Origin of the sequence: Fulvivirga sp. M361 (assembly GCF_007097395.1) — a bacterium.
GTDB lineage: Bacteria > Bacteroidota > Bacteroidia > Cytophagales > Cyclobacteriaceae > Fulvivirga.
Genome location: NZ_VKDC01000060.1, coordinates 1 through 24,677 on the forward strand (window position 1 = coordinate 1; position 24,677 = coordinate 24,677).

At 39.0% G+C, this 24,677-nt stretch carries 23 protein-coding genes and 1 pseudogene; 18 read left to right on the top strand and 6 right to left on the bottom strand.

The features are described from left to right. The first annotated feature begins 198 nt into the window (after positions 1-198). From FNH22_RS30605 to FNH22_RS30680, 16 genes and pseudogenes are all read left to right on the top strand, one after another. Positions 199-873 carry a hypothetical protein gene (locus tag FNH22_RS30605; RefSeq protein WP_143402351.1) on the top strand — a complete coding sequence of 225 codons (675 nt, stop codon included), beginning with the start codon at positions 199-201 and terminating at the stop codon, positions 871-873. Between the two features lie 361 nt (positions 874-1,234). Next, positions 1,235-1,438 (top strand): annotated as a pseudogene (locus FNH22_RS30610) (tyrosine-type recombinase/integrase); the annotation flags it as partial. A 73-nt stretch (positions 1,439-1,511) separates the two neighbouring features. After that, the gene (locus tag FNH22_RS30615; protein ID WP_143402352.1) at positions 1,512-2,096 is read left to right on the top strand and encodes a CHAP domain-containing protein; all 585 of its coding nucleotides are present in this window, start codon (positions 1,512-1,514) and stop codon (positions 2,094-2,096) included. 455 nt (positions 2,097-2,551) lie between these two features. Beyond that, positions 2,552-3,610 (top strand): AraC family transcriptional regulator, encoded by a 1,059-nt coding sequence (locus FNH22_RS30620; RefSeq protein ID WP_143402353.1) that lies wholly within the window; start codon positions 2,552-2,554, stop codon positions 3,608-3,610. Between the two features lie 88 nt (positions 3,611-3,698). Beyond that, on the top strand, positions 3,699-4,814 hold the full coding sequence (locus FNH22_RS30625; RefSeq protein ID WP_143402354.1) for a serine hydrolase: 1,116 nt from the start codon (positions 3,699-3,701) through the stop codon (positions 4,812-4,814). Positions 4,815-5,328: 514 nt separating this feature from the next. Next, positions 5,329-5,727, top strand: a complete 399-nt coding sequence (locus FNH22_RS30630) for a DUF2200 domain-containing protein (protein WP_143402355.1) — start codon at positions 5,329-5,331, stop codon at positions 5,725-5,727. A gap of 55 nt (positions 5,728-5,782) precedes the next feature. After that, entirely contained in the window at positions 5,783-6,292 is a 510-nt protein-coding gene (locus FNH22_RS30635; RefSeq protein ID WP_143402356.1) for a hypothetical protein, read from the top strand. A 569-nt stretch (positions 6,293-6,861) separates the two neighbouring features. Then, positions 6,862-8,856 carry an alginate lyase family protein gene (locus FNH22_RS30640; RefSeq protein WP_255518195.1) on the top strand — a complete coding sequence of 665 codons (1,995 nt, stop codon included), beginning with the start codon at positions 6,862-6,864 and terminating at the stop codon, positions 8,854-8,856. Positions 8,857-9,007: 151 nt separating this feature from the next. Next, on the top strand, positions 9,008-9,205 hold the full coding sequence (locus tag FNH22_RS30645) for a hypothetical protein (RefSeq protein ID WP_143402358.1): 198 nt from the start codon (positions 9,008-9,010) through the stop codon (positions 9,203-9,205). 12 nt (positions 9,206-9,217) lie between these two features. Next, on the top strand, positions 9,218-9,412 hold the full coding sequence (locus FNH22_RS30650) for a hypothetical protein (RefSeq protein WP_143402359.1): 195 nt from the start codon (positions 9,218-9,220) through the stop codon (positions 9,410-9,412). 78 nt (positions 9,413-9,490) lie between these two features. Next, entirely contained in the window at positions 9,491-9,778 is a 288-nt protein-coding gene (locus FNH22_RS30655; protein WP_143402360.1) for a hypothetical protein, read from the top strand. Between the two features lie 18 nt (positions 9,779-9,796). Further along, positions 9,797-10,630, top strand: a complete 834-nt coding sequence (locus FNH22_RS30660) for a redoxin domain-containing protein (protein ID WP_143402361.1) — start codon at positions 9,797-9,799, stop codon at positions 10,628-10,630. Between the two features lie 13 nt (positions 10,631-10,643). Continuing rightward, the gene (locus FNH22_RS30665) at positions 10,644-11,105 is read left to right on the top strand and encodes a hypothetical protein (protein ID WP_143402362.1); all 462 of its coding nucleotides are present in this window, start codon (positions 10,644-10,646) and stop codon (positions 11,103-11,105) included. A 51-nt stretch (positions 11,106-11,156) separates the two neighbouring features. After that, the gene (locus FNH22_RS30670; protein ID WP_143402363.1) at positions 11,157-11,756 is read left to right on the top strand and encodes a hypothetical protein; all 600 of its coding nucleotides are present in this window, start codon (positions 11,157-11,159) and stop codon (positions 11,754-11,756) included. A 154-nt stretch (positions 11,757-11,910) separates the two neighbouring features. Continuing rightward, entirely contained in the window at positions 11,911-12,141 is a 231-nt protein-coding gene (locus FNH22_RS30675) for a hypothetical protein (protein WP_143402364.1), read from the top strand. 323 nt (positions 12,142-12,464) lie between these two features. Beyond that, the gene (locus FNH22_RS30680) at positions 12,465-13,730 is read left to right on the top strand and encodes a bile acid:sodium symporter family protein (protein ID WP_143402365.1); all 1,266 of its coding nucleotides are present in this window, start codon (positions 12,465-12,467) and stop codon (positions 13,728-13,730) included. A gap of 123 nt (positions 13,731-13,853) precedes the next feature. Here FNH22_RS30680 and FNH22_RS30685 read toward each other — a convergent pair whose 3' ends face one another. Continuing rightward, positions 13,854-14,558 carry a LytTR family DNA-binding domain-containing protein gene (locus FNH22_RS30685; RefSeq protein ID WP_185154511.1) on the bottom strand — a complete coding sequence of 235 codons (705 nt, stop codon included), beginning with the start codon at positions 14,556-14,558 and terminating at the stop codon, positions 13,854-13,856. Continuing rightward, positions 14,555-15,544: a sensor histidine kinase gene (locus FNH22_RS30690; protein ID WP_255518196.1), complete on the bottom strand. Its 990-nt coding sequence runs from the start codon at positions 15,542-15,544 to the stop codon at positions 14,555-14,557. The genes FNH22_RS30685 and FNH22_RS30690 overlap by 4 nt, the downstream gene beginning before the upstream one ends. Before the next feature lie 264 nt (positions 15,545-15,808). Between FNH22_RS30690 and FNH22_RS30695 the strand changes: the two genes are divergently transcribed. Continuing rightward, complete coding sequence (locus FNH22_RS30695; RefSeq protein WP_143402368.1) at positions 15,809-18,196, top strand: outer membrane beta-barrel family protein; 2,388 nt, start codon at positions 15,809-15,811, stop codon at positions 18,194-18,196. A gap of 75 nt (positions 18,197-18,271) precedes the next feature. Here FNH22_RS30695 and FNH22_RS30700 read toward each other — a convergent pair whose 3' ends face one another. The 4 genes from FNH22_RS30700 to FNH22_RS30715 all read right to left on the bottom strand — a co-directional run bounded on the left by FNH22_RS30700 (position 18,272) and on the right by FNH22_RS30715 (position 21,170). Then, on the bottom strand, positions 18,272-18,670 hold the full coding sequence (locus FNH22_RS30700; protein ID WP_185154512.1) for a hypothetical protein: 399 nt from the start codon (positions 18,668-18,670) through the stop codon (positions 18,272-18,274). Then, positions 18,627-19,220: a hypothetical protein gene (locus FNH22_RS30705; RefSeq protein ID WP_143402370.1), complete on the bottom strand. Its 594-nt coding sequence runs from the start codon at positions 19,218-19,220 to the stop codon at positions 18,627-18,629. The genes FNH22_RS30700 and FNH22_RS30705 overlap by 44 nt, the downstream gene beginning before the upstream one ends. Before the next feature lie 106 nt (positions 19,221-19,326). Beyond that, positions 19,327-20,412 carry a carboxypeptidase-like regulatory domain-containing protein gene (locus tag FNH22_RS30710; protein ID WP_143402371.1) on the bottom strand — a complete coding sequence of 362 codons (1,086 nt, stop codon included), beginning with the start codon at positions 20,410-20,412 and terminating at the stop codon, positions 19,327-19,329. Beyond that, on the bottom strand, positions 20,409-21,170 hold the full coding sequence (locus FNH22_RS30715; protein WP_143402372.1) for a hypothetical protein: 762 nt from the start codon (positions 21,168-21,170) through the stop codon (positions 20,409-20,411). The genes FNH22_RS30710 and FNH22_RS30715 overlap by 4 nt, the downstream gene beginning before the upstream one ends. A gap of 245 nt (positions 21,171-21,415) precedes the next feature. On the opposite strand from FNH22_RS30715, the gene FNH22_RS30720 reads away from it, so the two are divergent. Continuing rightward, the gene (locus tag FNH22_RS30720; RefSeq protein ID WP_143402373.1) at positions 21,416-24,574 is read left to right on the top strand and encodes an RHS repeat domain-containing protein; all 3,159 of its coding nucleotides are present in this window, start codon (positions 21,416-21,418) and stop codon (positions 24,572-24,574) included. Positions 24,575-24,677: the final 103 nt, after the last annotated feature.

A 24,677-nucleotide genomic window follows, 5' to 3' on the forward strand; every position in this document is an offset into this window, starting at 1 on the left:
CCATTAGAGTGGCTTACCCAAACCCTGAGAAAAATCCCTGAGTATAAGATCAACCAGTTACATGAATTACTGCCTATAAGAAAATAATCATAATTAAATACACGCCCAACACCGAAGGGATACGCTCCAACTGTAAATAAGTCATTACCCGTCATATACAGCAATTTCACCAGTACTAATCGTGTTAAACCTTTAAGTATGGTTTTTAATCATAATAAAATATGGACCTACGGAATACTAGGTGATACGCTGGGAGATCATTTTTCGGATTCATTATACAATTGGTCACGGCAGGAATTTAAAAACTACCAAAACGACTTTGATGTTATAGTAGACACTACAGTTCGACTGCCGCTACGACTCTATGAGTGGGAGTTGGACACCTCAAACTTCAAGATAGATACTTTCACAGAGGATAAGGGTAGGAGAGAAGCCGATTTCCAGGCTTTTCCCGTTTACATCGTTAACCGCGATACAACAGGCCACGTACTGGAATTCCAGGATGGTTCATTATTAATGATTTGTGAAGCGCAAGACTCTATGGGCAGGTGGCGCCCCATTGAAGCATGGCAGTACACACATTTTTGTGGTAACAGTTACTACGAGCTTGTGTTGCCTCCGGATTATCTGGTTGTCACACGAGTTCTTGAATATACCGGAAAGTATCATACCCGTCTTCGCATTAAGCTAAGTAACCTTAGTAAGATCATATACTCACAACCGTTTTCAGGTTGGATAAATTACGATCAATTCAATGATACCAATATGCGTGACTACAGCCTTCAGGTTACAAAAAGATACTTCAAAGACTCCCTGGACTTCCATAGTGAACAATACTTTAACGCGCTCATTTTGAACCAGCAGCTTGAATAACTTGCAGATTATGTTACTCGGTATAACTCACCTGGCGTGCAGTGTGCTGAGAAGTGAAAGCTTTTAGTTCTCTCCCTGGTCTTTGGTTAAGCGTAGCGTTCCTAAGACCTGTAATCGGTGAGAGCTTCCGGCTCGTAGGATGTTTAAACAAGATTGTTGCCTCGCTAAAGGACAAACACAATGTTATACTGTGAAGATAAATTCATAACATGAGGCTAAAGTTTTTCATTTTGTGGAAGCAGCAACCTTCTTTTGAATAAGTTCGGCCTACAGAGAGAGATCGAGCGAGACGCTCTTGGCTATGGTAAGGTCGTAGCTCCGCTTTGCTCATGCTACGACCAGGTAGTTACTCAAAAGATCTTGTGTAAAAGCAGGAATACGAAAGAACGTTAAACCTCATTCCCTGCGACATTCTTTTGCTACTCATTTATTAGAACAAGGAACTGATTTAAGGAGTATCCAAACATTGTTAGGGCATAACAGTTTGAAAACAACTGAAATCTACACTCACGTGGCTAATACTGCTATGAACACTATAAAAAATCCATTAGATTCGTCTCAGTAATAAAATATAACGACACCTGTTGTCTCGTTACATGGGTGTTGTATTTAATACACCAAAAAAACGCATAATAGAATTGAAAAAACGAATTTTGGTCATTTTTGGAATCCTGATTTTAATAGCAATCGGATTCTTTATATCAAAAAAAAATAATCTGAATCCGAATTACGAAGTTGGACAAAAAATTGACGAATTAAATGGAGTCCTTGTCTATTATAACGGTGGAGTTGGTAATGTAAATGGTCGAAGATTAGCCGAAGATGGATATAATCTCGGATTAAAATACCAATGTGTCGAATTTGTAAAAAGGTACTACTACAAGCAATTGAATCACAAAATGCCTGACACATATGGACACGCAAAAGATTTTTTTGATTCAAATTTAAAAGACGGAGAAAAAAATAAACAGCGGAATTTGAATCAATTTACAAATCCAAGTAAATCCAAACCTAAAACAAATGATTTGGTAGTTTATTCGGGAACAACTCTGAATAAATACGGACACGTTTCAATTATTAGCAATGTTACTGAAAATGAGATTGAAATTATACAACAAAATCCTGGACCTTTTGGAAAATCGAGAGAGAAATTTGATTTAATACTCGAAGATGGAAAATGGAGAATAGATAATGATAGAATTTTAGGATGGTTAAGAAAATAGAAGCACTAGGTACAATCGAGGTACTGTCTTGAAAAGCAAGTAGCTAAATATAATTTTTCTAATTTTATATAAACGAAAAGAGGAGCTTAGGTTCATCATTACTGGAACCAACTTGTACTTACACTAAAGCTTCAGCGACACGCGTGCCACTTGCTTTGCTTCCGGGCACGGCCCCAGCGTATACGGGACTTTCACCCTTTGGAACGCTCAACTTCATGAGCTATATTCACTATTCAAGACGCACACAAATGATAAGCTCAATGAGCAAACTGAACCATGAGCAATTTCTGTACGAAACATTAACTTTAGAAGAAATTTGAAAAAGTATGCTCACTGAGCTTATCTGGATGCTATCCATTATGTCTTTCCCAATTCACTTCGAGTTCCAATATTCCCATAGATAATATCAGCCAATATAAATCCAATATCATTTTGAAAGCGAAAAATTCTTATGAATGGAATTAAGTGAAGTAAGTTACGACAAGGCTCTGCTATTCTTATTCAGTGCCATTGGTGCCTTAAATACTTTTTTTCTAACATTTTACTTTTTGTTTTTTGTAAAAAGTCGGGGTTTGCACATCAAGTTCCTCGCTTCTTTACTTTTCGTTATCGGGCTTAGGGAAGGCAAGTCCGTACTCATATTGTTCTTAGAAAATGGCATAGAAATTATAAGTTTCTTTGGTCAATCTGTTGATACCTTAATTGGTCCATTCCTCTTTTTATATGTATCGACCTGCACCTCAGGTTCCCAATCGAAAGGTTATCGATGGATCGCTCATACCTTACCCTATCTCTCTTTGATGGTAGCGGTTTTTCTTTTCATCAAATATAAAAGCCTGTCCTACTTCAATTATACTACTCCAATTGGTGGTATTATTTACATCCAGTGGATCACATACATCATCCTTGCTGCGAGAAGAATAATGCGTGCAATCCGGAAGCTTTTCAATAGGCAAAAACTCGAAAAGAATGAACTATGGATGGTAACGTTGGTGGGGTCGGTCTTTGTCATATGGCTTGCCTACCTACTTACCCATTTTGGCAACTTCATCTTGGGTGGCGTCTCTATATCCGTGGTTCTCTATTTATCAATTATCTTTGGGTTTTATGGACGCAGATCGGATTTTTATGAAGCACAGCCTAAATACGGCAGTAAGAAAATTCCAGACGAGGAGGCCAGGCGAATACTCTCAGAACTCAATACACTGATGGTTGATCATAAGCTTCACATCGACCCCACCATAAAACTTGCTGATATCGCCTCAAAGCTCAATATAAGTACCCACCGCCTCTCACAGATCCTAAATGATAATCTACAAAGTAGCTTTAATCACTACATCAATCAATTCCGAATTCAAGCAGCTACTGAAATGATAAAAAAAAATCACTCCATTACTTTAGAAGCCATTGGGGTGGATTGCGGCTTCAAATCAAAATCCGCATTTTATGCTGCATTTAAATCCATTCATCAACAGACACCCGCTCAATTCAGAAAAGCGCATTTATCAAATTAGTTCGATTTTATAGAATCGAACGTTTTATCCGCCTGACAAACGTTTTTCAGAAACAGAGCTCAGTAGTATTGCTCAAAACTTGATCAAGATGAAAGAAAACATTCAAGCATTCGGGCAACAATTAAAGTATTTATTCCTCCTCTTTTTTTCACTCATTTTAAGCTGTAACAACGAGTCCGAAAAGCAGTCAGATGGACAATTAACAGATGACTATTCTTCTCGAATTGACAGTTTGATAGCAACCACACACCCTCGTATCTTTAACGGAGTTGTACTTATCACAAAGGGTGCAGAAACAAAATATGTAAGAGAATATGGCTATTCGGACTTTGAGAACAAAACTCCCATCTCTATCAATGACCAATTTCGAATCATGTCCAATAGTAAACAGATTACTGCAGCTTTGCTATTAATGCAGGTGGAAAACAGGAAGATAGACTTACAGCATTCTATCAAAGAATACCTGCCAGATTTCCATTCACTGTGGGCTGACTCTGTTACTATTCATCAGTTACTGAATATGTCCTCAGGAATAGTGGATTTTGACAAACCTCTTTTATTCGAACCTGGTAAAGGGTACAGGTATAGTAATCCAGGCTATGGCTTGTTGGGAAGAATCATCGAAAAAGTGACAGGTAAGACATTTATTGATAATGCACACAGCCTATTTGAAGAATTAGGTATGAATGATACATATTGCTATGAATTAAATCAGCCGAGAGATGGACTCATCAACGGATACTGGATTAAAGATGGAGAATTAACTCCCGTCGATTTTGATAGTATAGGAATCACAGAAGAAGATTGGAAGGATTTTATTCCAGCTGGAGGAATTATTTCGAATACTAAAGACTTAACTATCTGGGATAACAAATTGCATAAAGGTGAAATTCTTGATCCGGATTACCTAAAATTAATGGTATCAGTTAGCAATAGAGGACCACATGCTGCTTTTGACAATGATACAATAGGATACGCGTACGGTCTGCGCATACATGACACGCATCAGACCTTCCACCTTGGACACGGTGGAAGAGGCTTTGGTTTTGCTTCTATCAAATTTTATATCCCTGAAAAAGACGTAGATGTCATCATTTGGGAGAACATTTATTCCCGTGATGCTGATTGGTTAGCAGGTGACATTGTCTACCAATTTGAGAACGAAATAAGGAAAATAGTTCTGAATAGTAGTCTGGTAAAATAAGTATTTATTATACCCTTTACGGATAAATACAAAAGGATAATTGAGTAGCCCGACCTGAGCCGTAATGACTCAGGTTGAGGCTCTCACACCACGTAGCGTACGGTTCTCGTACTACACGGTTCATTGAATCTCAGGTTGTAGTTTTAGGTAATACTCCGGCATACTTTGATAGCCTCTCTATGTGGTTTCTGTTCGTCAGTACAGATACCGCAGGCAGGCTTACTTCAGTGCATGGATCACTTCAAACTACCTTGTACTTACGCCAAAGCTTCAGCGGCACGCGTGCCGCTTGCTTCGCTTCCGGACACGACCCCAGCACATACGGGACTTTCACCCTTTGGAACGCTCAAATTCATGAGCTATATTCACTATTCAAGACACGCACAAATGATAAGCTCACTGAGCAAACTGAGCATTGAGTAATTTGCAGTGCTAAATATTAACTTTAGAATTAATTTGAAAGGGTATGCTCACTGAGCCTATCTGGACGTTAGTCACCAATTGAAAGCATAACATGAAAGTAACTGCTGAACATAACGAACGAATGGCAAAAATGACATTTGCCTCTGTTTATCCGCATTACATAACGAAGGTGGAGAAAAAAGGAAGAACTAAAGAAGAACTTCACGAGGTGATAGAATGGTTGACAGGATTTGACAAAGATAGATTACAAGAATTTATCAGTCAGAAAGCAACTTTTGAAGCTTTCTTTCAACAGGCAAATTTGAATCCAAATGCTCAGCTGATAAAAGGTGTGATATGCGGTTATCGAATTGAGGAAATTGACAATTCATTAACCCGACAAGTAAGATATTTGGACAAGTTGGTAGATGAATTGGCGAAAGGTCGTAAAATGGAAAAGATTTTAAGAAAAGAAATAAAAACGGGTGTCACAAAACCTAAACCGCATTAAAACGCAGTTTAGCCAAAACGTTAGCATTCAAAGCTGCAAAATGAACATATAAATTATGAATCAGGTAGGAGTTTTAAATCAACCAACCAACAAAATATTAAAACGACCAATTGCAATTACTATAATTTGTATTCTTGGGTTCATTGGAGTTGGGTTATCAATTCCTATGATTTTCTCAGAAATTGCAAAACAAATAGGTTCTTGGTTTGGCCCATATGCTGGTTTTGTAACTATAGCCAACCTAATATGCATGATAGGATTATGGCGAACTAAAAAATGGGGACTATATGCTTATTCTGTTCTTGTTTCAATTAACCAAATTGTGTTAATCACGAAAGGTCAGTGGAACATACTTATTTTATTCGTCCATGTAATCATTATTTTAATTGCCTCATATCATTTACAACCTGCAACAAGACCAACATACCATCAAGTTGCATTATATCTGAAAAGAAAAGCGTGGGCAATTATCGTCGCGTATATGATAGGTATACATAACCCCTACAGGGAGCTTGAAGATGACCCGGATACCATTGTTTATACGATTGAAGATGACGAGGAATAGGAAGATAGTTCTCCTAAAGATTAATACAGAATGCTACCCTCTGGTCTTTGGTCAAGCGTAGCGATCCTAAGACCTATAATTGGTGAGAGCTTCCGGCTCTTAGGATGTTTAAACAGGACTGTTGTCTCACTAAAGGACAAACCCAATGTTGTACTGTGAAGACGAACTCATAGCATGAGGTTAAAGTCTTCCATTTTGTGGAAGCAACAAACCTCTTTTGAGTAAGGTTGGCCTACAGAGAGAGATCGAGCGAGACGCTCCTGGTTATGGTAAGGTCGTAGCTCCGCTTTGCTCATGCTACAACCAGACAGAGAAGAAAACAGGAACGCATTATAACGCATTATGCTTTGCTAAATGTGCTCCGGAGGGAATCTTAAAACCCGAATTATCCGATCATGCATTAATTGCCTTATGCATCGCGTAATTTCCTGAAATAAAAGAAGAAGTTGTTGATCATGCGGGTTTGATTTATCTTCAAGCTGGCTTTCAGGGCCTTTGGTTGGTACTAAATAATTTTGATAATGAAATTAAAACTGACAATTCTATTTATTGCAGTTTTAACCCTTTCTATGAAGGTTACACAAGCTCAAAAAAAATGGCAAGATGTAACTTCTATAGAAGATGTATGCAATACGTTCCCCGGGGAAATAAATAAAATATTCACTAATTTTAATCTTGATTATCCCGGCTTGGAAAAGGTTAAAAAAGAGTATGGCAATGGAAATATAAATGCGGCTTGTCACTATTTGTTAGCGTATTATAAAAAGGGCAATTCAGCCTCTAACCTAAGAATAAAACAACCCAGGGCTTCTGATGCAAGGGTAGCGTTGGGGGATACCATACTCAAAGACGTATTTGTTATACAGACAGTTAAGGGTCAGGTTCCGTATGGAAAAGATGGGCATAGAGATTGGAATTACAGAGGTCCTAATAATGATATTGAATGGTCATGGCTATCTAATAGACATCCTCAAATTGATAGCTTATTCCAGATATACAAGAGAACCGGGAATAAAGAATACGCAGCATATATTGACTTGTTTCTTCGTGACTTCATTATAAAGAGTATTCCATATCCTGCTAAGCCAGCCGCTACTGATATATGGCGTGGTCTGGAAGTCTCCTTTAGAGCAAAAGTTTGGCCCAAGATATTTTACGGCTTACTCAATAGTGAGCATCTATCTCCCGCCACACAACTCTTAATGTTATCAAGTATGCCTGATCACGCACATTATAACAGACATTTTCATAAGAAAAAAGGGAACTGGTTGACCATGGAAATTTCCGGACTGGCAACCATTGTTACTACATTTCCGGAAATTAAAAATTCAGATGAGTGGTTAGATTATGCCATTCATGAGATGGGAAAAAGCATGAAGGAACAAGTATATCCGGACGGTGTTCAAACAGAACTCACCTCTCATTATCATGCGGTTGCTTTAGAAAGTTTTGTAGAGTTGAAAGAATTGAGTGAGAATGTAGGGAAAGAAATACCTGAATCCTATAACAATACTTTAGAGAAGATGTATGCTTATTTGGCACATATGCTTCGTCCTGACGGTACCGGCCCCTTGAATAATGATTCGGATAGAAATGATTATAGAGAATTAATTCTTAAAGGAGCAAAAACGTTCCATCGGGAAGACTGGAAATACATTGCAACAAATGGCATGTCTGGTAAAAAACCATCAAATGGACCATCCTTTTTTTATCCGTGGTCAGGGCATTTAACTTTCAGAAGTAGTTATGATAAAAATGCACATTGGTCCTTTTTTGATATGGGACCCTGGGGAACGGGACACGAGCATAGTGATAAATTACATATTTCTGTTGCTGCTTATGGAAGAGACTTACTGGTGGATGCAGGCAGGTTTTCTTATTCCGGTAAATTATATGAGAAGTATAGAGCTTACGGAATTGGCAGTGAGGGACATAACCTGCTCTTAATAGATAATATGGGACAAAACCCGGGACCTCCTTCGGTAACATCGCCTGTTTCCGATAAACATTTTAGAACTGAAGATTCATTTGACTATGCTTCAGATTCATTTAGGGATTACAAAGTTGATGGTCAGGTCAACCACATACGGTCAATATTTTACGTACGTGGTGAATTTTGGGTAATCGTTGATCGGGTCCTTACAGAGCAACCTCGTGAAATTAAAACGTTATGGCACTGGCACCCAAGCTGTAAAGTTGTAAAGGATGGAGATATTACAAAGTCCGATAATCCATTTGGAAACCTTGCGGTTATTCCTGTTAGTAATCAGTCGTTCAACCTTGCAATGGTAAAGGGCCAGGACAACCCTGTACAAGGATGGTATAGTGTCGAATACAATAAAGTAGAGGAAAACACAACAAGCATTTATACCAATTCAATTAACGAAGATGCAACAATGGTATGGTTACTTGTACCAGCGGAAAATGCAATACCCAACGTAACGGCAAGAGTTACGTCAAGTAAAACGGATAAAGTTGAAGTTGAAGTGAAATTATCCAATAAAACGTGGCAGATTGATATTCCATTTCTGGATGGCTCCAAAGCAAAACTGATAGAACACTAATAGCGGAGCTAGAGTAATTACAAATTATAGAAGCTTGAAAATTAGAGAAAAGCCATACAACTTATTCCAGGACCATAAAAGTAGAACAAGAGAAAGGTGAGTTTAAAATTTAATACAAAGCCCAATTAAACAAAACGAAAATTTAGCATCTATGGCTACGATAAAAGCACTGGAAGACGAAGTAAGTGACTTGAACAGATTGATAATTGACCTTACCGACCAAAATAAGGCAATTGGTGCTGAACGGGATAAATACAAGAATTTACTGAGTCTGTTGATAAATTTCATCAAAACCGGTGAATCTACTGACGAGCTCATGAAACTCTTAGATGAATCCAGGTCTCACTAAACTCTGAATAGAGTGGGTAAACCAAGTAGAAGATATGTTTCCAAAGGAGTACCAGGCGGATGGATGATATGGAACAAAAAAAGTAATCGTTGGTGGGGTGAGTTGTACCAACTTCAACCGGACGAATTAGTAAATGAATTGAACGGTCAGAAGCGACCTGAAGTGATTACAGAATTTATCAGGAAGTTTCAAAAAACTAAAAGGTAATTAACGCCATGAAACGCTCATTGATTATGTCTCAAAAAAAAATAACTCCACCATGGACAGGATTAGTATTCTTATAATATGAACATTAGCAAAAGATCATGTTTTAGATGTGCCGAAGAAGATGAGAGCTTCCTCGAAGACCTGTATGGTTATACCGTTTGCAACGCTTGTACGATCAAACTGGGGTTGTATCATGATGAAACCATTCAAAAGCATGCATCATCCTATCAGCGAGCGAAAGACCTGGACCCTGCAAAACCAAGCTATCAGGAGGAAGTTGACCGCCGACTTGTGATGATGGAAAAGGACTATATCGCCAAGAGAATTAAGCTCTTGCATATCCGGTATCGATTACGAAATTCATAGTCTTACAAAACGAAACGTATGCCGAACAATAAAAAAACCGGAGATTTTTTTCCGGACTTTGAACTGCCGGATCACAATGGAAATCTTAGAAACCTGTCATCATTCACAAAACAGAGCGAGGCAGATAAAAGGTATGGTTTCAAAGAGGGTTATCCGTTGGTGGTCATTTTTTCAAGAGGGTTCTTTTGCCCAAGGGATCAGGCTCAGTTTCGCTCATTGGTTGGGTTTCAGGATGAATTACAGGTTAATTTTTGTAAAATGGTAAGTGTTAGCGCAGATGATCCGATCACTTCTTCAGCATTCAGAGCAGGTTTAGGAGCGTCATGGACCTTTTTCAGTGATGTGGAAAGGTCCTTGATAAAAGACCTGGATATCATGGATGAGACAGAGGGAGAGTATGCCTACCGGGCATTGCCCTATACCTATGTGCTAAAACCCAACCTTGAGATCTTCAGGATCTACAACGGTTGGTACTTTGTAGGCCGACCTACGATCGAGGAGCTTCGTCAGGATTTTCGGTCTGTCATGAAAGAAATGGACTATTATTCCTATGACGCATACAATACCGATCATGTGAAAAAGATCCGTATACCACAGCAAACATGGCAAAACGATCCGGAGTTAGGTTCTTCCGGGTTACCGGTCTATGCTGGCGTAGTCGATTCATTTGATTTACGGTCAGGGAACGGTTTCCTTAAGGCTGAACAAATTGAGGACCCTGTATTTTTCAACTTCACGGCCATTCCGGGAGAAGGTTACCGGACGATCAGGCCGGGTACCAAAGTAAGGTTCGAGCTAGTAAAAACACATTCGGGGTTATCTGCCAGTAATATTCAGAAGCAGATGGACTAGTCTCACAAAACGAATGAAGATCGCACAAGGGATATTTTTATTAATTAGCTTCACTACTTCAGTAGCGTCTCAAGATTTACGAATCAATGTTGATTCGGCTTATATTAAGAAATTTTACAAGGAGTTTTCCAGGAATCTTAGAAAACAAGTTAAGGATGAGTTCAAAGAATTAACTGTTGAAGATTCAATCTGGATTCCGTTAAGTCTTTATAATGGTGGTAGGAGTTATGGAGTAATATCAAATTACGCTAATTATCCTGAACCACCGACCTTCAATCTTGCTGACACAACGAATTATTCAATAGATTGCATGGTATTTGGTTTAGTTGAGAATAAGAAGAAAGACAACAGTCTCTATTCAGTTCGGGTATTAGTTAAGGATGTTTGCGGATTAGATAGTCTAGGAGGGAAGTATTCGAGTTTAGTGAAAGCAGGACATATTTTTGATTATCACTTATTCTCATTTTTTAATTGAAACAACTTATCTCAAAAAGCGAAGATTATTTCATCAACATACTTTATTACTATGAATAAATATTTTCTTGTTTTCTTTTTAGTCTATTCTGTTTCGGATATTTATTCTCAGGCTCAATTTGGGTTAAAAACCGGAGTAAATTTGAGTACTCATACTCTTAAAATTAATGGAGAAAATTATCCTGATGTGACTAGTTACCTATTAGGTTATCAGATTGGTACTTGGATGTCAAACTCAGTATCTCAGAAATATAACCTTATAACTGAGTTGTCTTATTCAGCAGAGGGATTCAAATATGATATTGGCAATAATAGACTGGGTTTTTTACTTATTAATACTTCCGTTAACTACAAATTAGGAGACAGATTTATAATTGGCTTAGGGCCTGAATTTTCAGCAATCATTAATGAAAACCTTGTTCTAAATGGTCACTATAAAAAACTAGGTTTTGGTGGAAATTTAAATGTTTTTTATAATCTTATCAATGACTTATCAATTGGATTAAGGTACCACCGAGGCTTTCATGATATCAGTGATTTAGTCTTTGAGGTAGGCCCTGATCGGATTATGATCTATGACGAAACAAAAGGAAATTTTCAAATTAATCTATATTACCGACTGGGAAAAAACAATGTTGAGTCAAATAACTGAAATCACTTAGTTTAAAATATCACAAAGCGAATGCAAAGGTATTGGTGCGTGTAAATAAGGTAGTTCTCTTTACAGCTAAAAACGGGGAATAAGATTGGTCAAATTCTTATCCAAGATTATTTTCGGATGTCAACAGGGAAGTATTAACCTCAATATGATTGTTTATACTGACAAGTCTGAGCCAGAATTTGCCGATTTTGAGCATTATGTTCTGAATCTGGCAATCGGTAAAGATGTTAATTTTAATGAAAAATTGGGTGTAAGCATTGATATGGGATATTTCGTTGTTTTGAAAGAAAGAGCGATACCAAAAAATAAAGAGGCTTTTAGATATATAAATGGTAATTCACCTTCATTCAGATTTCAAGTTTTTTATAAGTTTTAAAATGAAAATAAACCAAAAAAAACTCATTGATTGAAAGACATAAAGATTATTAATCTTATAAAACAAAGATATAAAGATAAGACTACCGTGTCACTCACATTTTAAAAAACCGCAATAAATATATAGGGTTCTTAGTTTTGCCAATGTAAAAATAATTATCTGGTCACAAGTACGATGAAGGCTGACCTCAGCACTTTTCATACAAGTCCTGTACAATTTAATTTTCACTGAATTTGTCTTCATAATTTTCGGGGTTAAGTTTATATGTGTTAACCTATCTCCTGAAGATAGGTGATTTTTAAGCGCTAATTAAGACATCCGAAATGAAAATCAACACTTATAAACTCTCCCTGATCATCAGCCTGATCTTACTTCTAACATTTATCTATTTTTGGTTTGTTGATGACTTGGAGGCCGGAGGGATCTATCTGATTACAGGGCTAGTACTGCTGGCCGTAGGTGTCCGCAAGCATCCGTTTTTTAAAGGCTTTTCTTACACCATCCTGATCCTGGCTGCAGTGTCTGTTGCGCTTTATTACCCGCAACACTTCATCCAGGTGGGTGATTTTCAATTAAAGGCATTGATCATTCCTCTTTTACAGATCATTATGTTTGGCATGGGGTCACAGATGAGCCTGCAAGATTTTAAAGGAGTGATCCAATCTCCTAAAGCGGTGATTATTGGTGTTTTATGCCAGTTTACCATCATGCCTTTTGTGGCATTGGCTATGACCACTTCCTTCAAATTCCCTCCTGAAATCGCTGCCGGCATCATCCTGGTAGGGGCCAGTCCAAGCGGCTTGGCTTCCAATGTCATGTCCTTTCTGGCCAAAGCGAATGTTGCTTTAAGTGTAACGCTAACAGCAATAGCCACTGTACTTGCACCGGTCCTTACTCCCTTGATCATGCAGTGGCTGGTAGGAGCGTCCATACCCATCGATTTCTGGAACATGATGCTGGGTATTATGAATATTGTGATCCTTCCCATCATTGCAGGATTGTTATTCAACCTGTTTGCATTCGGAGAAGAATCTGTTCGAAATAAATGGATACAAATTGCCGGGTTTCTGGCTATTATCATTTTGAAAAATAGTATATCTATGGTGACCGAGCATAAGGAGTCTATCGATTCTTTATTGGGTTTCGGAAGCGACGTCCTTTGGTTCATGGGCCTTCCCATGTTGGCAGCGGTTGTGTTTAGATCCACTTTTGGCACAAACAAAAGTCTGATGGAAAAAGCGTTAAGCCTTACTTCTATGATTGGAATAGGTGTAATTATCACCGTTATTACCGCATTAGGACGGGACAATCTCCTGGAAATTGGTGGCATGCTGATCCTGGCATGTTTTCTTCAGAACATGCTGGGGTATGGCCTGGGCTACTGGTGTTGTCGTTTACTGGGAATAGATCAAAAGTCCTGTCGCACCATTGCCCTGGAAGTAGGAATGCAAAACGGAGGTTTGGCCTCGGGCATTGCTTTACAAATGGGTAAGGTAGCTACAGTGGGATTAGCTCCTTCCGTTTTTGGACCACTTATGAATATTACAGGTTCCTCACTGGCTACCTGGTGGAGAGGGAAATCGGATTGAAAATACGTCCCATGAATTATGGTATCTGATATATCATAAGCAACCAAGGTATTTAACAAAGTATAAATAGCTATCAGCACGTTCGACCCGGGCGCGCACTTTCCTTCAGGGGAATGTACCTTACTATCGCAAAAATCTATTGGAAAACCCATCCTTATACGCTCTGCCTACAGGTATCAGAATGTTCTCAGATAAATGAACATGGTTACCAGCCACCTTATGGATCTTAGATGAGTTGATGATGTACGACTTATGTATTCTTATGAAATTATAACTCCTTAACTTCTGTTCCCAGAATTTTAGTGGTTCTGAAGAGAGGTGTTTCTTATGCTCAAGATAGAGCTCTGTATAGTCTGAATCGGACTTCAGGAAAACGATATCATCAATGTTTATTTTTATGTGTTCATAACCTGATTTGACAAAAATCACCTGGTCAGGTTCTTTTCGCGTAAATGTATCAGATGCTACTACCTTTTGGTGATCATCTAATGTGATCTTTGACACTGCTTTGATAAAGCGTTGAAAGGAAAAGGGCTTGAGTAGATAATCCACAACATCCAGATCATAGCTTTCCAGAGCATAATCCGGAAATGCTGTGGTTAATATGACCTGAGGCGGGTTTGTTAATGTTTTTAGAAAATCTATCCCCGACAGTTTAGGCAGATGAATGTCCAGGAAGATCAAACCCACCTTATCTGTTTTCAATACTTCTACGGCCTGAAGGGCATCCGTGTAGGTACCTGTCAGGTTTAGCGTGCCTAAATCGGTAATGTATTTTTTTAGAATACGCTGAGCAGGCAATTGATCTTCTATGATGATACAATTCATGATTTGGGAATTTCGTTCAAATCAATTTTTAAGTTGACCTCATACAGCTTCTCACCTTTCTTTATTTGCAACTCATGTGAATTTGGGTAAAGCAGTTGTAATCGTGTTTTTACGTTTGCCAGACCAATTCCTTTTGAGAGATCCTTGGTATTGGACTGAGTCCGGTAGGTGTTTGTGCAGTTAAATGACAGTATCCCAGCTTCATTTACCGTCAATTGAATTAGAATTTCTATATTTTCAGACTGGCTTGAGGCACTGTGTTTAAACGCGTTTTCAATGAATATGACCAGGATCAAAGGTGCAATCTGGTAATTAAGTGTCATATTGTGAATAGTGAATTCTACCATTCCTCTCTCTTCAATTTGCAGTTTGCTCAAATTGATAAAATTGGAAATATGTTCTACTTCTTTAGAGAGAGGAACATATTTTGCCTTACAATCATAAAGCATGTAGCGGAGTACATCAGATAATGCTAAAATGATATCCGAAGTTTTAGCGGAATTTTCAATGGCATGAGCATATAGGTTGTTTAAATTGTTGAAAAGAAAATGTGGATTGACCTGAGACTTTAAAAATTGCAATTCGCTTTCACGAACAGCATGCCTTAAAATTTCTACTTCTTTTTGTGTCTTAAGCGCGTCCCATGCAAACTTGAATCCGGATAGGATGACTATGGTGGGGAATACATCCAGCAAGTTGTGAATTCCTCCAAAGAAGCTCCTTCCTTTAGTGTCAGGAAAATAGATAGGTTCTAAAATCCCTTCTTCAACAAATACGACAATCCCTACAACCAAAGTGAAATAGGTAAAAAAGTATAGGTACTTTTTATTGTATAAATAACGAGGGAGCAGAAAGTAATTAATTACCAACGCACCTGCCGCATAATTTGTGAAGAAAAAGACCTCATGGAGCACGATCTGCGGATGCCGGCGATCATACGCATAAAAGACGAACACAATGGCATGAAGCACAACTTGAAAGATCAACTCCTGATATTTTATATGAGATGGTATCCATTTAGCGCCCATTTAAACAAATCTAGGCATTTCAATCGCTATATATGGATCTAACCTGGCCAATGACCTAAGTGAGAAGCTGAACAACGATTTTGAGTAGCTCATCAACTTTTCAGGTATTTTTCAGTTTACTCATGTCGTTCAGAGGATAAGTTTTGGCGTTTACAGGATTGATGTGAACAACCTTACTGATCCCACGTTTCTTTGACAGAAAACGCTTATTAGGTTTAGTTTATGAATCCAGGGAAAACAACACAGTATTTAACATCACTTCTGTTTACATTGATTTTCGGCTTGCATTGTGTAAGAGCTCAGAACCGTACAATAGAAATTGTTGGCGTTGTGAAGGAGGAGCAAAGCGAGCAGCCTATTCCCTTTGCCACCGTTGCCATTCGGGACAACGAAACCAGGATGCCTGTCACAGGCACAACCACAGACTCCCAGGGCCAATTTAAAATACTATCTGAGGCAACGGCATTTTATGTGGAAGTAAGTTTCCTGGGCTTTACGAATAAGCTAATCGATGACATTTCGATCATCAATGGGCAAGTGGATCTGGGCACTATTTTCCTCTCAGAAGACCGTAAGGTGCTGGATGAGGTAGTAGTGGCGGGACAACGGTCTCGAACAGAGTTCCAGGTAGATAAAAGGGTCTTCAATGTAGGCGATGATTTGAGTTCTACCGGGATGGGAGCTTTGGAGGTATTGAATAACGTTCCATCCGTTAATGTAAGTATAGAAGGGGAGGTAAGTCTAAGGGGCAGCACAGGAGTACAGATACTTATTGATGGAAAACCTTCTATTCTTTCGGACGAACAGAGTAATGCTTTAGGGACCATTACGGCCGATATGATCGAAAAGATAGAGGTGATTACCAACCCTTCTGCCAAATATGATGCTGAGGGTACTTCCGGTATTTTGAACATTGTCCTAAAAAAAGAAGAAAAAAAAGGATTAAACGGTTCTGTCTCCCTTAATACAGGTATTCCTGATAACCATAGTATAGGCATCAGCCTGAATAGAAGAACGGAGAAATTCAACCTTTTTACCCAATTAGGGGCTGGTTATCGTTCTCTCCCGAGATATTCTGAAACTACCAACCGGGACCTTATCAATAACACCACCATTGAGAGTGACGGAGAGGCATTTCGAAATGAGACCTTTTACAATATCATTCTGGGGACAGATTATCATATCAATGCCAATAACGTCATCACGCTTTCAGGAAATTTTGCCTATGAAATAGAAGATCAGCCCTCTGATACGGATTTTAGTTTTTTTGACGAAACGAACACATTGTTATCTCAACGGAACAGGATAGAGGTTACGGATGCCGATAATCCTAAATGGCAATATGAACTTCAATACAAAAAGGATTTTGAAGACCACAAGGAACATTCATTAGTGTTCAGCGCTTTAGGACGATTTTTTGGGAAAGACCAGTCTTCTGAGTTTACAAACACAGCCACTTTCGGAAATGAAGAATATGCCGACCAACAAACTCAAACCAAATTTCAACAGGCGGATTATACATTCAAGCTCGACTACACCGACCCAATTACCGATAAGATCACACTCGAAACAGGAGCACAATATGTAATAAATAATGTGGGGAACGACTATGCGGTATTTAATCTTGTGGATAATTCACGGGTAGTCGATGAAAACCTTACAAATGATTTTGAATTTGATCAAAAAGTGCTTGGCGTGTACGGAACAGGTGCTTATAAATTCGAAGACTGGGGCGTTAAACTGGGTCTGAGAATTGAAAATACAGACCTTAATACACTGCTGATAAATACGAACGAATCGAACGATCAAAATTATACTAATCTTTTTCCAAGTGCTCATACCTCTTACAAATTCGACGAAACATTTTCGCTTCAGGCAGGGTACTCACGAAGAATTTACAGACCCAGGCTATGGGACCTGAATCCATTCTTCAATATCAGGAATGATTTCAATATACGTACCGGAAATCCCAACCTGCAACCGGAGTTTACAGACTCCTATGAGGTGACCGGTATTTTTATAGAAGGAAAAATGGCTCTGAATGCAGGCGTCTACTATCGTTATACCACCGATGTAATAGAGCGGGTTTCTTTCTTTGAAAATAACGTTAATACCACCACCCCGCTTAACATTGGGAGCAACGCCATCACAGGGTTTGAAGTGAATCTGGAATATGATCTGACGAAATGGATGAGCCTGAATGGTGATTTTAACTATAACTATTTCAAACGAGAGGGAAACTTGGAAAGCACAACCTTTGATTTCAACGGTGACCGATCAAATGCGAGGCTTACTACCAAATTTAAGCTCCCGGCAGATATTGATATCGAAATTGTAAGTAATTACCGATCGGGCTACCAGACTGTTCAAAGTGTGGTTTCTAACACTGCTTTTATGGATATTGGATTACGTAAGAAATTCCTGGACAAAAAAGCTGTTGTCAACCTAAGCATTCGCGATGTGTTTGCCTCCAGAATTCAGGAAAGTATTACCGAGCAGCCGGAGTTCTTTCTTTACAATTTTAATCAAAGAGGCAGGTTTATAACACTGGGGTTTAGTTACGGTTTTGGCAAAGGAGAGGCGATGACCTATTCAGGAGGAAAAAGATAGAGATAGAAACATCCCAAATAAAGTACAGGTAAACATGCGTGAACATTCTACAAACCTAATGGAGCTGAAGACTCATCAGGGACCTACAAGAAGCTTACGCCTTATGGATATGAGTTGTCCGGCTTGGCTCACTCCTTCAATAGACATTTCATATTCTCCTGGCACGTCAGAAGTATAAAATTGAAGCCGGAGCATACCGTCTTCTCCTACTTTGATTTGAGGGTTCCAGTAAAGTTGCTCCCTAAGATCAGGAATCCTATTATTTATATCTTTTGCTTCCCCGTAAACCGGATATTGAAACACCTCGTTGTTCGCTATAGGAGTTAGCTCCAATTGATGGATATTTTCATCGGGCTGAAACCCATCAAGGTCACCTTTGAACGTATGAAAGGATACAATGCCATCTGCGGTTAGCGGACCTAAAAAGAACCTATCTGAAACCTCCTGAAAGAGAAAAGTTTGGTAAGGGATCAAATTGATGGGAAAAATAGAAACTTGTTTCAAGGGCTTGTTCCTTTTGTATGGCTAGAGAAGTGACCAATGATTCATCTCCCAAAGGCCCTTTGGTGCCCGGGTTTATCCGGTAATTCCTGGAGATGGCCCCAAAGCTGAATTCGTGCCTGTCGTTCATGTAATAGTCCATCTTTATTTCCAATGAAGCGTCTGTAATCGAAAAATCTTGTTGAAAAGCGTTGGTAGACGTCTCGTCGAACTGCAAGTCATAGCCATAATGAGAGGCGGTACCTGTTATTTGTCCATTGAGACGATCATTAAAACGGTGCGACCATTTTATAGCTCCGTTGGTATTTATATAAGAGAAATCAGAAAAAGAGAAAAGTGTGTCTGATTTTAAACGGAAGTCATCTCTACTGTAATACCCGGATACTTCAATGTTGTTTTTTTCATCGATTTCATGATCATATCGCAATATGAAATCTGAAAATGACACCCGGTTGTTCCGGAACTCAGGGTTTGAAGACCTTTCAATGATCCAGTTCGAATAGGTAGTGTGGGCGCTTAACAATAAGCCGGCCTTTTTCTTTATAACAGGAATTTCAAAGGTTAGCCTGGAAGTAATAGGTGAAAAACCACCTTCTCCTGAAAATTTTTCAGTATTTGCTTTTTTATCTCTATATCAAAAACAGATGCCAGCCTGCCACCAAAAGATGCCGGAATGCTGCTTTTATAGACCTCCATACCCTGAAGAGCATCAGAGTTAAATACCAAAAAAAACCGAGAAAGTGGGAGGCATTATAAATAGTGGCCTCATTCAGCAACATCAGGTTTTGATCTGATTTGCCACCTCGTACATTGAAACCCGCAGCTCCTTCTCCCAACGTTTGAATGCCTGCCAGGGTAGTGACTATTTTAGTTATGTCTTTCTCTCCAAGTACCAGAGGTACGTTTTTTGTGCTTTCCACATCTATTTTATTGACACCCATCTGTGTGCTTTTGAGATTGGCATCCCGTTCTCCTTCTACCACTATCTCAGACAGTGAAATAACATCGGGCTCCATTTCTATATCCAATTTACCATCAGAAAACAAAATGAGGTTCCTTGAAGTGTTTTGCATGGTAACAGAGCTGACCCATACCCTTTGTCTGCCCGCGGGTAGTGTGAGGGAGTAAAATCCATCCCGATCAGTGGTAGTACCCTTGACGGGGTTTTTAGTGTAGATGTAGGCGCCTGAAACCGGTTCCTGGCTTTCCTGCTGTCTAATGTAGCCGGCTAGGGTTACATCGCTGTCCCGGACCATTTTTGAGCGACTGCCGATCTCGAATGTATAGTTTTCAATATTTTCATCGACAGGGGCTTTGTACTCCCTGGTAAATATCAGGCCTTTTTCAACAGGGGCCTGTTCAACCGACGGTTCTTCTTTCGCTGCCATCCTAGACAACGCAATAGCCGGTGTAGCCTGGATTGGGATTCCTTTGGTTAAAAATATGTGGTCCCCATCAATGAAAAAGTTTATTTCTGAAGTATGAAAAACGTTTTCCAAAAGCTCCTCCAAAGTACCATTTTCAAAATCAACAGTAATTATCTGTTCTTCAAACCAATCGGGATCATAATAAAACCGAATACTGAAATTATTTTCAAGGTGATGAATTAACACTTCCACATGAACCGAATCCAGGGATACAGTAACATTAGCGTTTTCAACCTGCGCAAATAAAGGACTTCCCAATACCATAAGTACGATGACTATATTTTTCATGGCACCATACGTTCACAGTATTTCGTCAGTTGAACCAAACCCATATCACGGTCTTTTCCAATAATGAGCCCTTTGGCTTTGATATATGCCTTCAACTCTTTCTTATGTGGCTTGAACAGCTTAAAATAGGTGCTCATTCCACGGATGCGGTAATAGTTTTTTCCCAACTCAATGAAATGTTTATTGCGTTGGGTGTATTTCATCAATTTATTAGAGCTGTTTATAGACCCGGTTTTCTCCCTTTTTACAATTACGCTCAGTGCCTTTCCCTTGTACAGTTCTTCATAGTAGCCCGGAGTAATGGATGGGTGGCCGGTGTCGATGTATTTAAATACGTGCTTTGCAATAGTGAAATAGTCTACCCAATTTTCTTCCAGCCGTATCGGTTGATTGATCAGTATTAAATTTGTAGGATGTTGTATGATTAAATAGTCTTCCAGGATGTTGTACATCAGCGCTACATTTTCATATAGCCTGTTTCGGTAACGGACCTGCCCGGTCACCCAACGATCACTGCCATAAAATGGATGATAAATATAATTAGCACGTGTTATGACTTGATAATGGCCATGGATCAATCCTGCATTTTCTTTGCCGATTTGATGATCAAACCATTGATTTACGTCCTGGTCAAGATTTAGGGATATAGTAGAATATTGTGCAAGGCTGGTATGACAAAGGCCATAAAAAATGACGATTAAAACCAAAGCGTTTAAACGCCTGATGGATGCTTTTTGGAATAGGGGGCATGCCGCCATTATTAATGTTTTTGATACTTTAGCGATCTGAGCTCACAATCTAAAAAAACAACTTCATTTCCCCATGTAATTTATTGCGCTATGGTTTGCGCAAGACCACCATTTACGAAAGCTCGGTGAGCTAAATTCGCATTCTTATTACTTGCAACATATGACGAATGTGTACTTCTTTTTGGTTTAAAATCAGTTTGACAAATAATACTCATTATTATATTTATAGCTTTCTGGTATTAAAGCTTATATAGTTGGAAGTAAATATATTTAGCAAACGGGTTCAGGCAAACTCCGATAAGGACTTATTGAAGTATCTAAAAAGACCACAAAAGTACGAGCCTAAGCTTATTGAAGCTGTTTTGGCAGAATTGTCCACCCGTAAGGTTGCCATTCCACAAGAATTGAAAGGTACATTCAATACCGGGAATAAATCTCAACACACGGTTGGTAAAAACGACACGAACACAGTTGCCGAAAAGAAAAAACCTGACGTCTCTCAATCATTTAATTGGCTTCCGGGAATAGTTCTTTTAGACCATTTGAGCTACTACATGCTCCTGTTAAGCCTTTCCCTGGTCTTTTCGATTAATTATTTTAGTAACTCTGTATTTGTCTATTTACTGTGTGTCAGTCCCCTAATACCCCTGATTCATGCGAATGGCATCTCAAATTCAAAGAACAGGAGAGAATATCATTTTCAGGTTAGAATGATCCTTTCAGTATTCATTATAGCCATCATATCATTCAGAGGACTGATACTATTCAACTCGACGAATGAGTTGAAGGATTTATTAATAGCAATGACGATAATTTTAGTTTTAAGTGGCATATTTTCCTGGCCGCTATATAAGTATTCCGAAAAGTGGAAGCGCTTAAAGATCACTTCGTTGAAGTATGTGAGGTTCACGTTGATTTTGACTGGCCCCTTTCTTTTAGCTTGTATGGTTCTCCATAACAGTTGGTTTCATCCTTTGGGTGACGTTTCACATCAATGGAAGAGCAAGACGTATTTAGACTATACTGATTTTGGCGGCTATCCCCGGTTCTTTACAGAATATGATGCAGGCATAAGGTCTGAGATTGAATTTAAAGTCAATAGCCCGGGGGAAACTAATTGTATTGAAGCCCGGTTTTATCCAAAATATACCTGGATGAATCCCTGGGATAAAGGAGAATCATACCTGCTGCTCCAGCACGAGCGGTATCATTTTAATATAACCGAAATGACCGCGCGTATGGCGCGCAGAGAAATCATCAGCAAGCCTTATCAATACACGACCAGGGCTGAAATGAATGACTTCATAGCGACTTATAAAAAAAGAAATAATAGAAATCAGTATTTATACGATCATCAGACAGATCATAGCATCAAAACTGCCATGCAAAGCATATGGCAGTTTAAAATTGATAGCACCTTAACGGTTTTGGATTCTTATTGGAAAAGTGAATTCAATATGGGTTATGGCCAAAATGAAACATATCATAGGTTTATTGAACAAACCGGTGATTTACGGATAACGGGCAGAGGGAATGTGTTACCCTATGAACATGATTATGGCTCATATTATAAGTTTTACTATGATGATAAATATGGCCTTAATGAGATCAACTATTACAGATCCGGATCTTTGGAGGTCGACCCATACTTCGGTGCGGCAGTAATACAGGTAAAACAGGTATCTGAGCATAAAACGCTGTATGGTTTTTACAACGCAAAAGGTAAGGCCGTGAACAATAGATTTGGGTATCATACCTTCATTGAAACACAAAAAGGGCAGCATTTTCAGTATCAATTTTTTGATTTGAACAGAAATAAGGTGAGGGGGCCTACCGGAGAGTTTGTTACGAAAGTCACCCGTAACACACAGGAGCAGATCATCTCAAAACACTATTTGGACCAGGCCGGTAATCGTATGAAAAATTCACTGGGACAATATGAGCTTCTTTACAGCTATTTAAGTGAGCCTGGTAGGATACTGATAAAGAATTATGACGCTAATGGAAAAAGAATGGCAGAAGCTGGTGGCAATTACTTGTATTACTATGAATACAATGAACAAGACGAACTGATTAAATCATACACCCAAAAAGGCAAAGAATTTGTTGATATTAAGGATTCAATAGCCATCAAAGAGTTTATTTACGATGAATTAGGGTATGAATCCAAGCTATCATACTATGATGGGAATCACCACCCCAGGGAGGACGGCGACGGAATATGGTGCACCATAAATGCGACTGACCGGTACGGTAATGTCAATATGCACGCCACTTACAACTCTAATGGTGTTCTTGTGAACGATGATATGGGTATAGCCATGCGGTTCTGGGAGTTTGACAGTCTGGGCCGGACGATGGAATATAGCGAATATGACAGAGGGGGGATTATTGTCTTTGATGAAGATGGATTTGGTAAAGTAAGGTATACGTATGACAATCAAAGCAGGGTGGAACAGATCACAAATTTAAATGGATATGATCACCCCGTTAGTACCCATTACCAGGGGCCAACCACTCATTATCTATATGACACTTCAAAGAACCTGGAGACAGGATATTACACAGATGCCGATGATAATGTTACCTCTGATAAAGAGGGGGTTTATGCGTTTGCTTTATATCGTGATGATAACGGAAACCTGATCAGGTCTGAATATTATGACGACCAGGGCAATCTAAAAGAATCTCAGTATGACGTGGCTATTTACCAATATAGCTATGACAATAGCGACAATAAGTTGGAAACAAAGTATTTCAACGCTCAACGGTTGCCGGCTTATGCCTTTCAGGGAGCTCATATAAACCGGTATACATATGACAGCCTGAACAGAATGATTGAAAGGTCATACTATGATACCCTTGATCAGTTGATCGAATTTGACAATTATGCCCTTATTCAATGGGACTACGACGTATTAGACAATAATGTGGAAACGAGGTACTACAATAAAGATGGCGTTGTGGTGATCAAACGGAAATATGAAAATAATAACCTGGTTCAGGAAGTGAAACTCACACATGACTACAAAGGTATAGCTACAGAACCCTCCATTACCCGGTATACGTATGATGACAGAAATAACCTGTTAAGTACTTCATATTATAATTTGAGGAATTCACCCGTAACGGATAAAGCCGGTGTGCATCGTTACGAGAATACCTATGACCAGCTAGATCGCGGACAGGAAACCAAATATTATTCGACCAATGGTCAGCCCGTAGAAATAGATGGCATCTGGTCGATCAAATATCAGTATGATCATCGGAATAATGTAATAAGACTGTCCAAATACAACGACCGGGACCAACTTCAAACGGATGCTGAAGGAATAGCCATCGAGCGATATGAATACGATCTGTATCCCGAGTTTGACACGTTGATTTCCAAAAAGTGTCCATACGTTCAATAAGCAATGATTTCGGGGTGATTTCGGAAATTTTGTATATCGAAAACCCACTTGACATTTGAAGTATAATCTTTTCTCTTTGTAGGGTAGAGATAGATTATATGCC

Excerpts from the sequence above, each read along its gene's own strand:
- FNH22_RS30605 (WP_143402351.1), top strand. The coding sequence starts at position 199 with ATGGTTTTTAATCATAATAAAATATGGACCTACGGAATACTAGGTGAT.
- FNH22_RS30620 (WP_143402353.1), top strand. The coding sequence starts at position 2,552 with ATGGAATTAAGTGAAGTAAGTTACGACAAGGCTCTGCTATTCTTATTC.
- FNH22_RS30625 (WP_143402354.1), top strand. The coding sequence starts at position 3,699 with ATGAAAGAAAACATTCAAGCATTCGGGCAACAATTAAAGTATTTATTC.
- FNH22_RS30630 (WP_143402355.1), top strand. The coding sequence starts at position 5,329 with ATGAAAGTAACTGCTGAACATAACGAACGAATGGCAAAAATGACATTT.
- FNH22_RS30635 (WP_143402356.1), top strand. The coding sequence starts at position 5,783 with ATGAATCAGGTAGGAGTTTTAAATCAACCAACCAACAAAATATTAAAA.
- FNH22_RS30640 (WP_255518195.1), top strand. The coding sequence starts at position 6,862 with ATGAAGGTTACACAAGCTCAAAAAAAATGGCAAGATGTAACTTCTATA.
- FNH22_RS30645 (WP_143402358.1), top strand. The coding sequence starts at position 9,008 with ATGGCTACGATAAAAGCACTGGAAGACGAAGTAAGTGACTTGAACAGA.
- FNH22_RS30655 (WP_143402360.1), top strand. The coding sequence starts at position 9,491 with ATGAACATTAGCAAAAGATCATGTTTTAGATGTGCCGAAGAAGATGAG.
- FNH22_RS30660 (WP_143402361.1), top strand. The coding sequence starts at position 9,797 with ATGCCGAACAATAAAAAAACCGGAGATTTTTTTCCGGACTTTGAACTG.
- FNH22_RS30665 (WP_143402362.1), top strand. The coding sequence starts at position 10,644 with ATGAAGATCGCACAAGGGATATTTTTATTAATTAGCTTCACTACTTCA.
- FNH22_RS30670 (WP_143402363.1), top strand. The coding sequence starts at position 11,157 with ATGAATAAATATTTTCTTGTTTTCTTTTTAGTCTATTCTGTTTCGGAT.
- FNH22_RS30675 (WP_143402364.1), top strand. The coding sequence starts at position 11,911 with ATGATTGTTTATACTGACAAGTCTGAGCCAGAATTTGCCGATTTTGAG.
- FNH22_RS30680 (WP_143402365.1), top strand. The coding sequence starts at position 12,465 with ATGAAAATCAACACTTATAAACTCTCCCTGATCATCAGCCTGATCTTA.
- FNH22_RS30685 (WP_185154511.1), bottom strand. The coding sequence starts at position 14,558 with ATGAATTGTATCATCATAGAAGATCAATTGCCTGCTCAGCGTATTCTA.
- FNH22_RS30695 (WP_143402368.1), top strand. The coding sequence starts at position 15,809 with ATGAATCCAGGGAAAACAACACAGTATTTAACATCACTTCTGTTTACA.
- FNH22_RS30710 (WP_143402371.1), bottom strand. The coding sequence starts at position 20,412 with ATGAAAAATATAGTCATCGTACTTATGGTATTGGGAAGTCCTTTATTT.
- FNH22_RS30715 (WP_143402372.1), bottom strand. The coding sequence starts at position 21,170 with ATGGCGGCATGCCCCCTATTCCAAAAAGCATCCATCAGGCGTTTAAAC.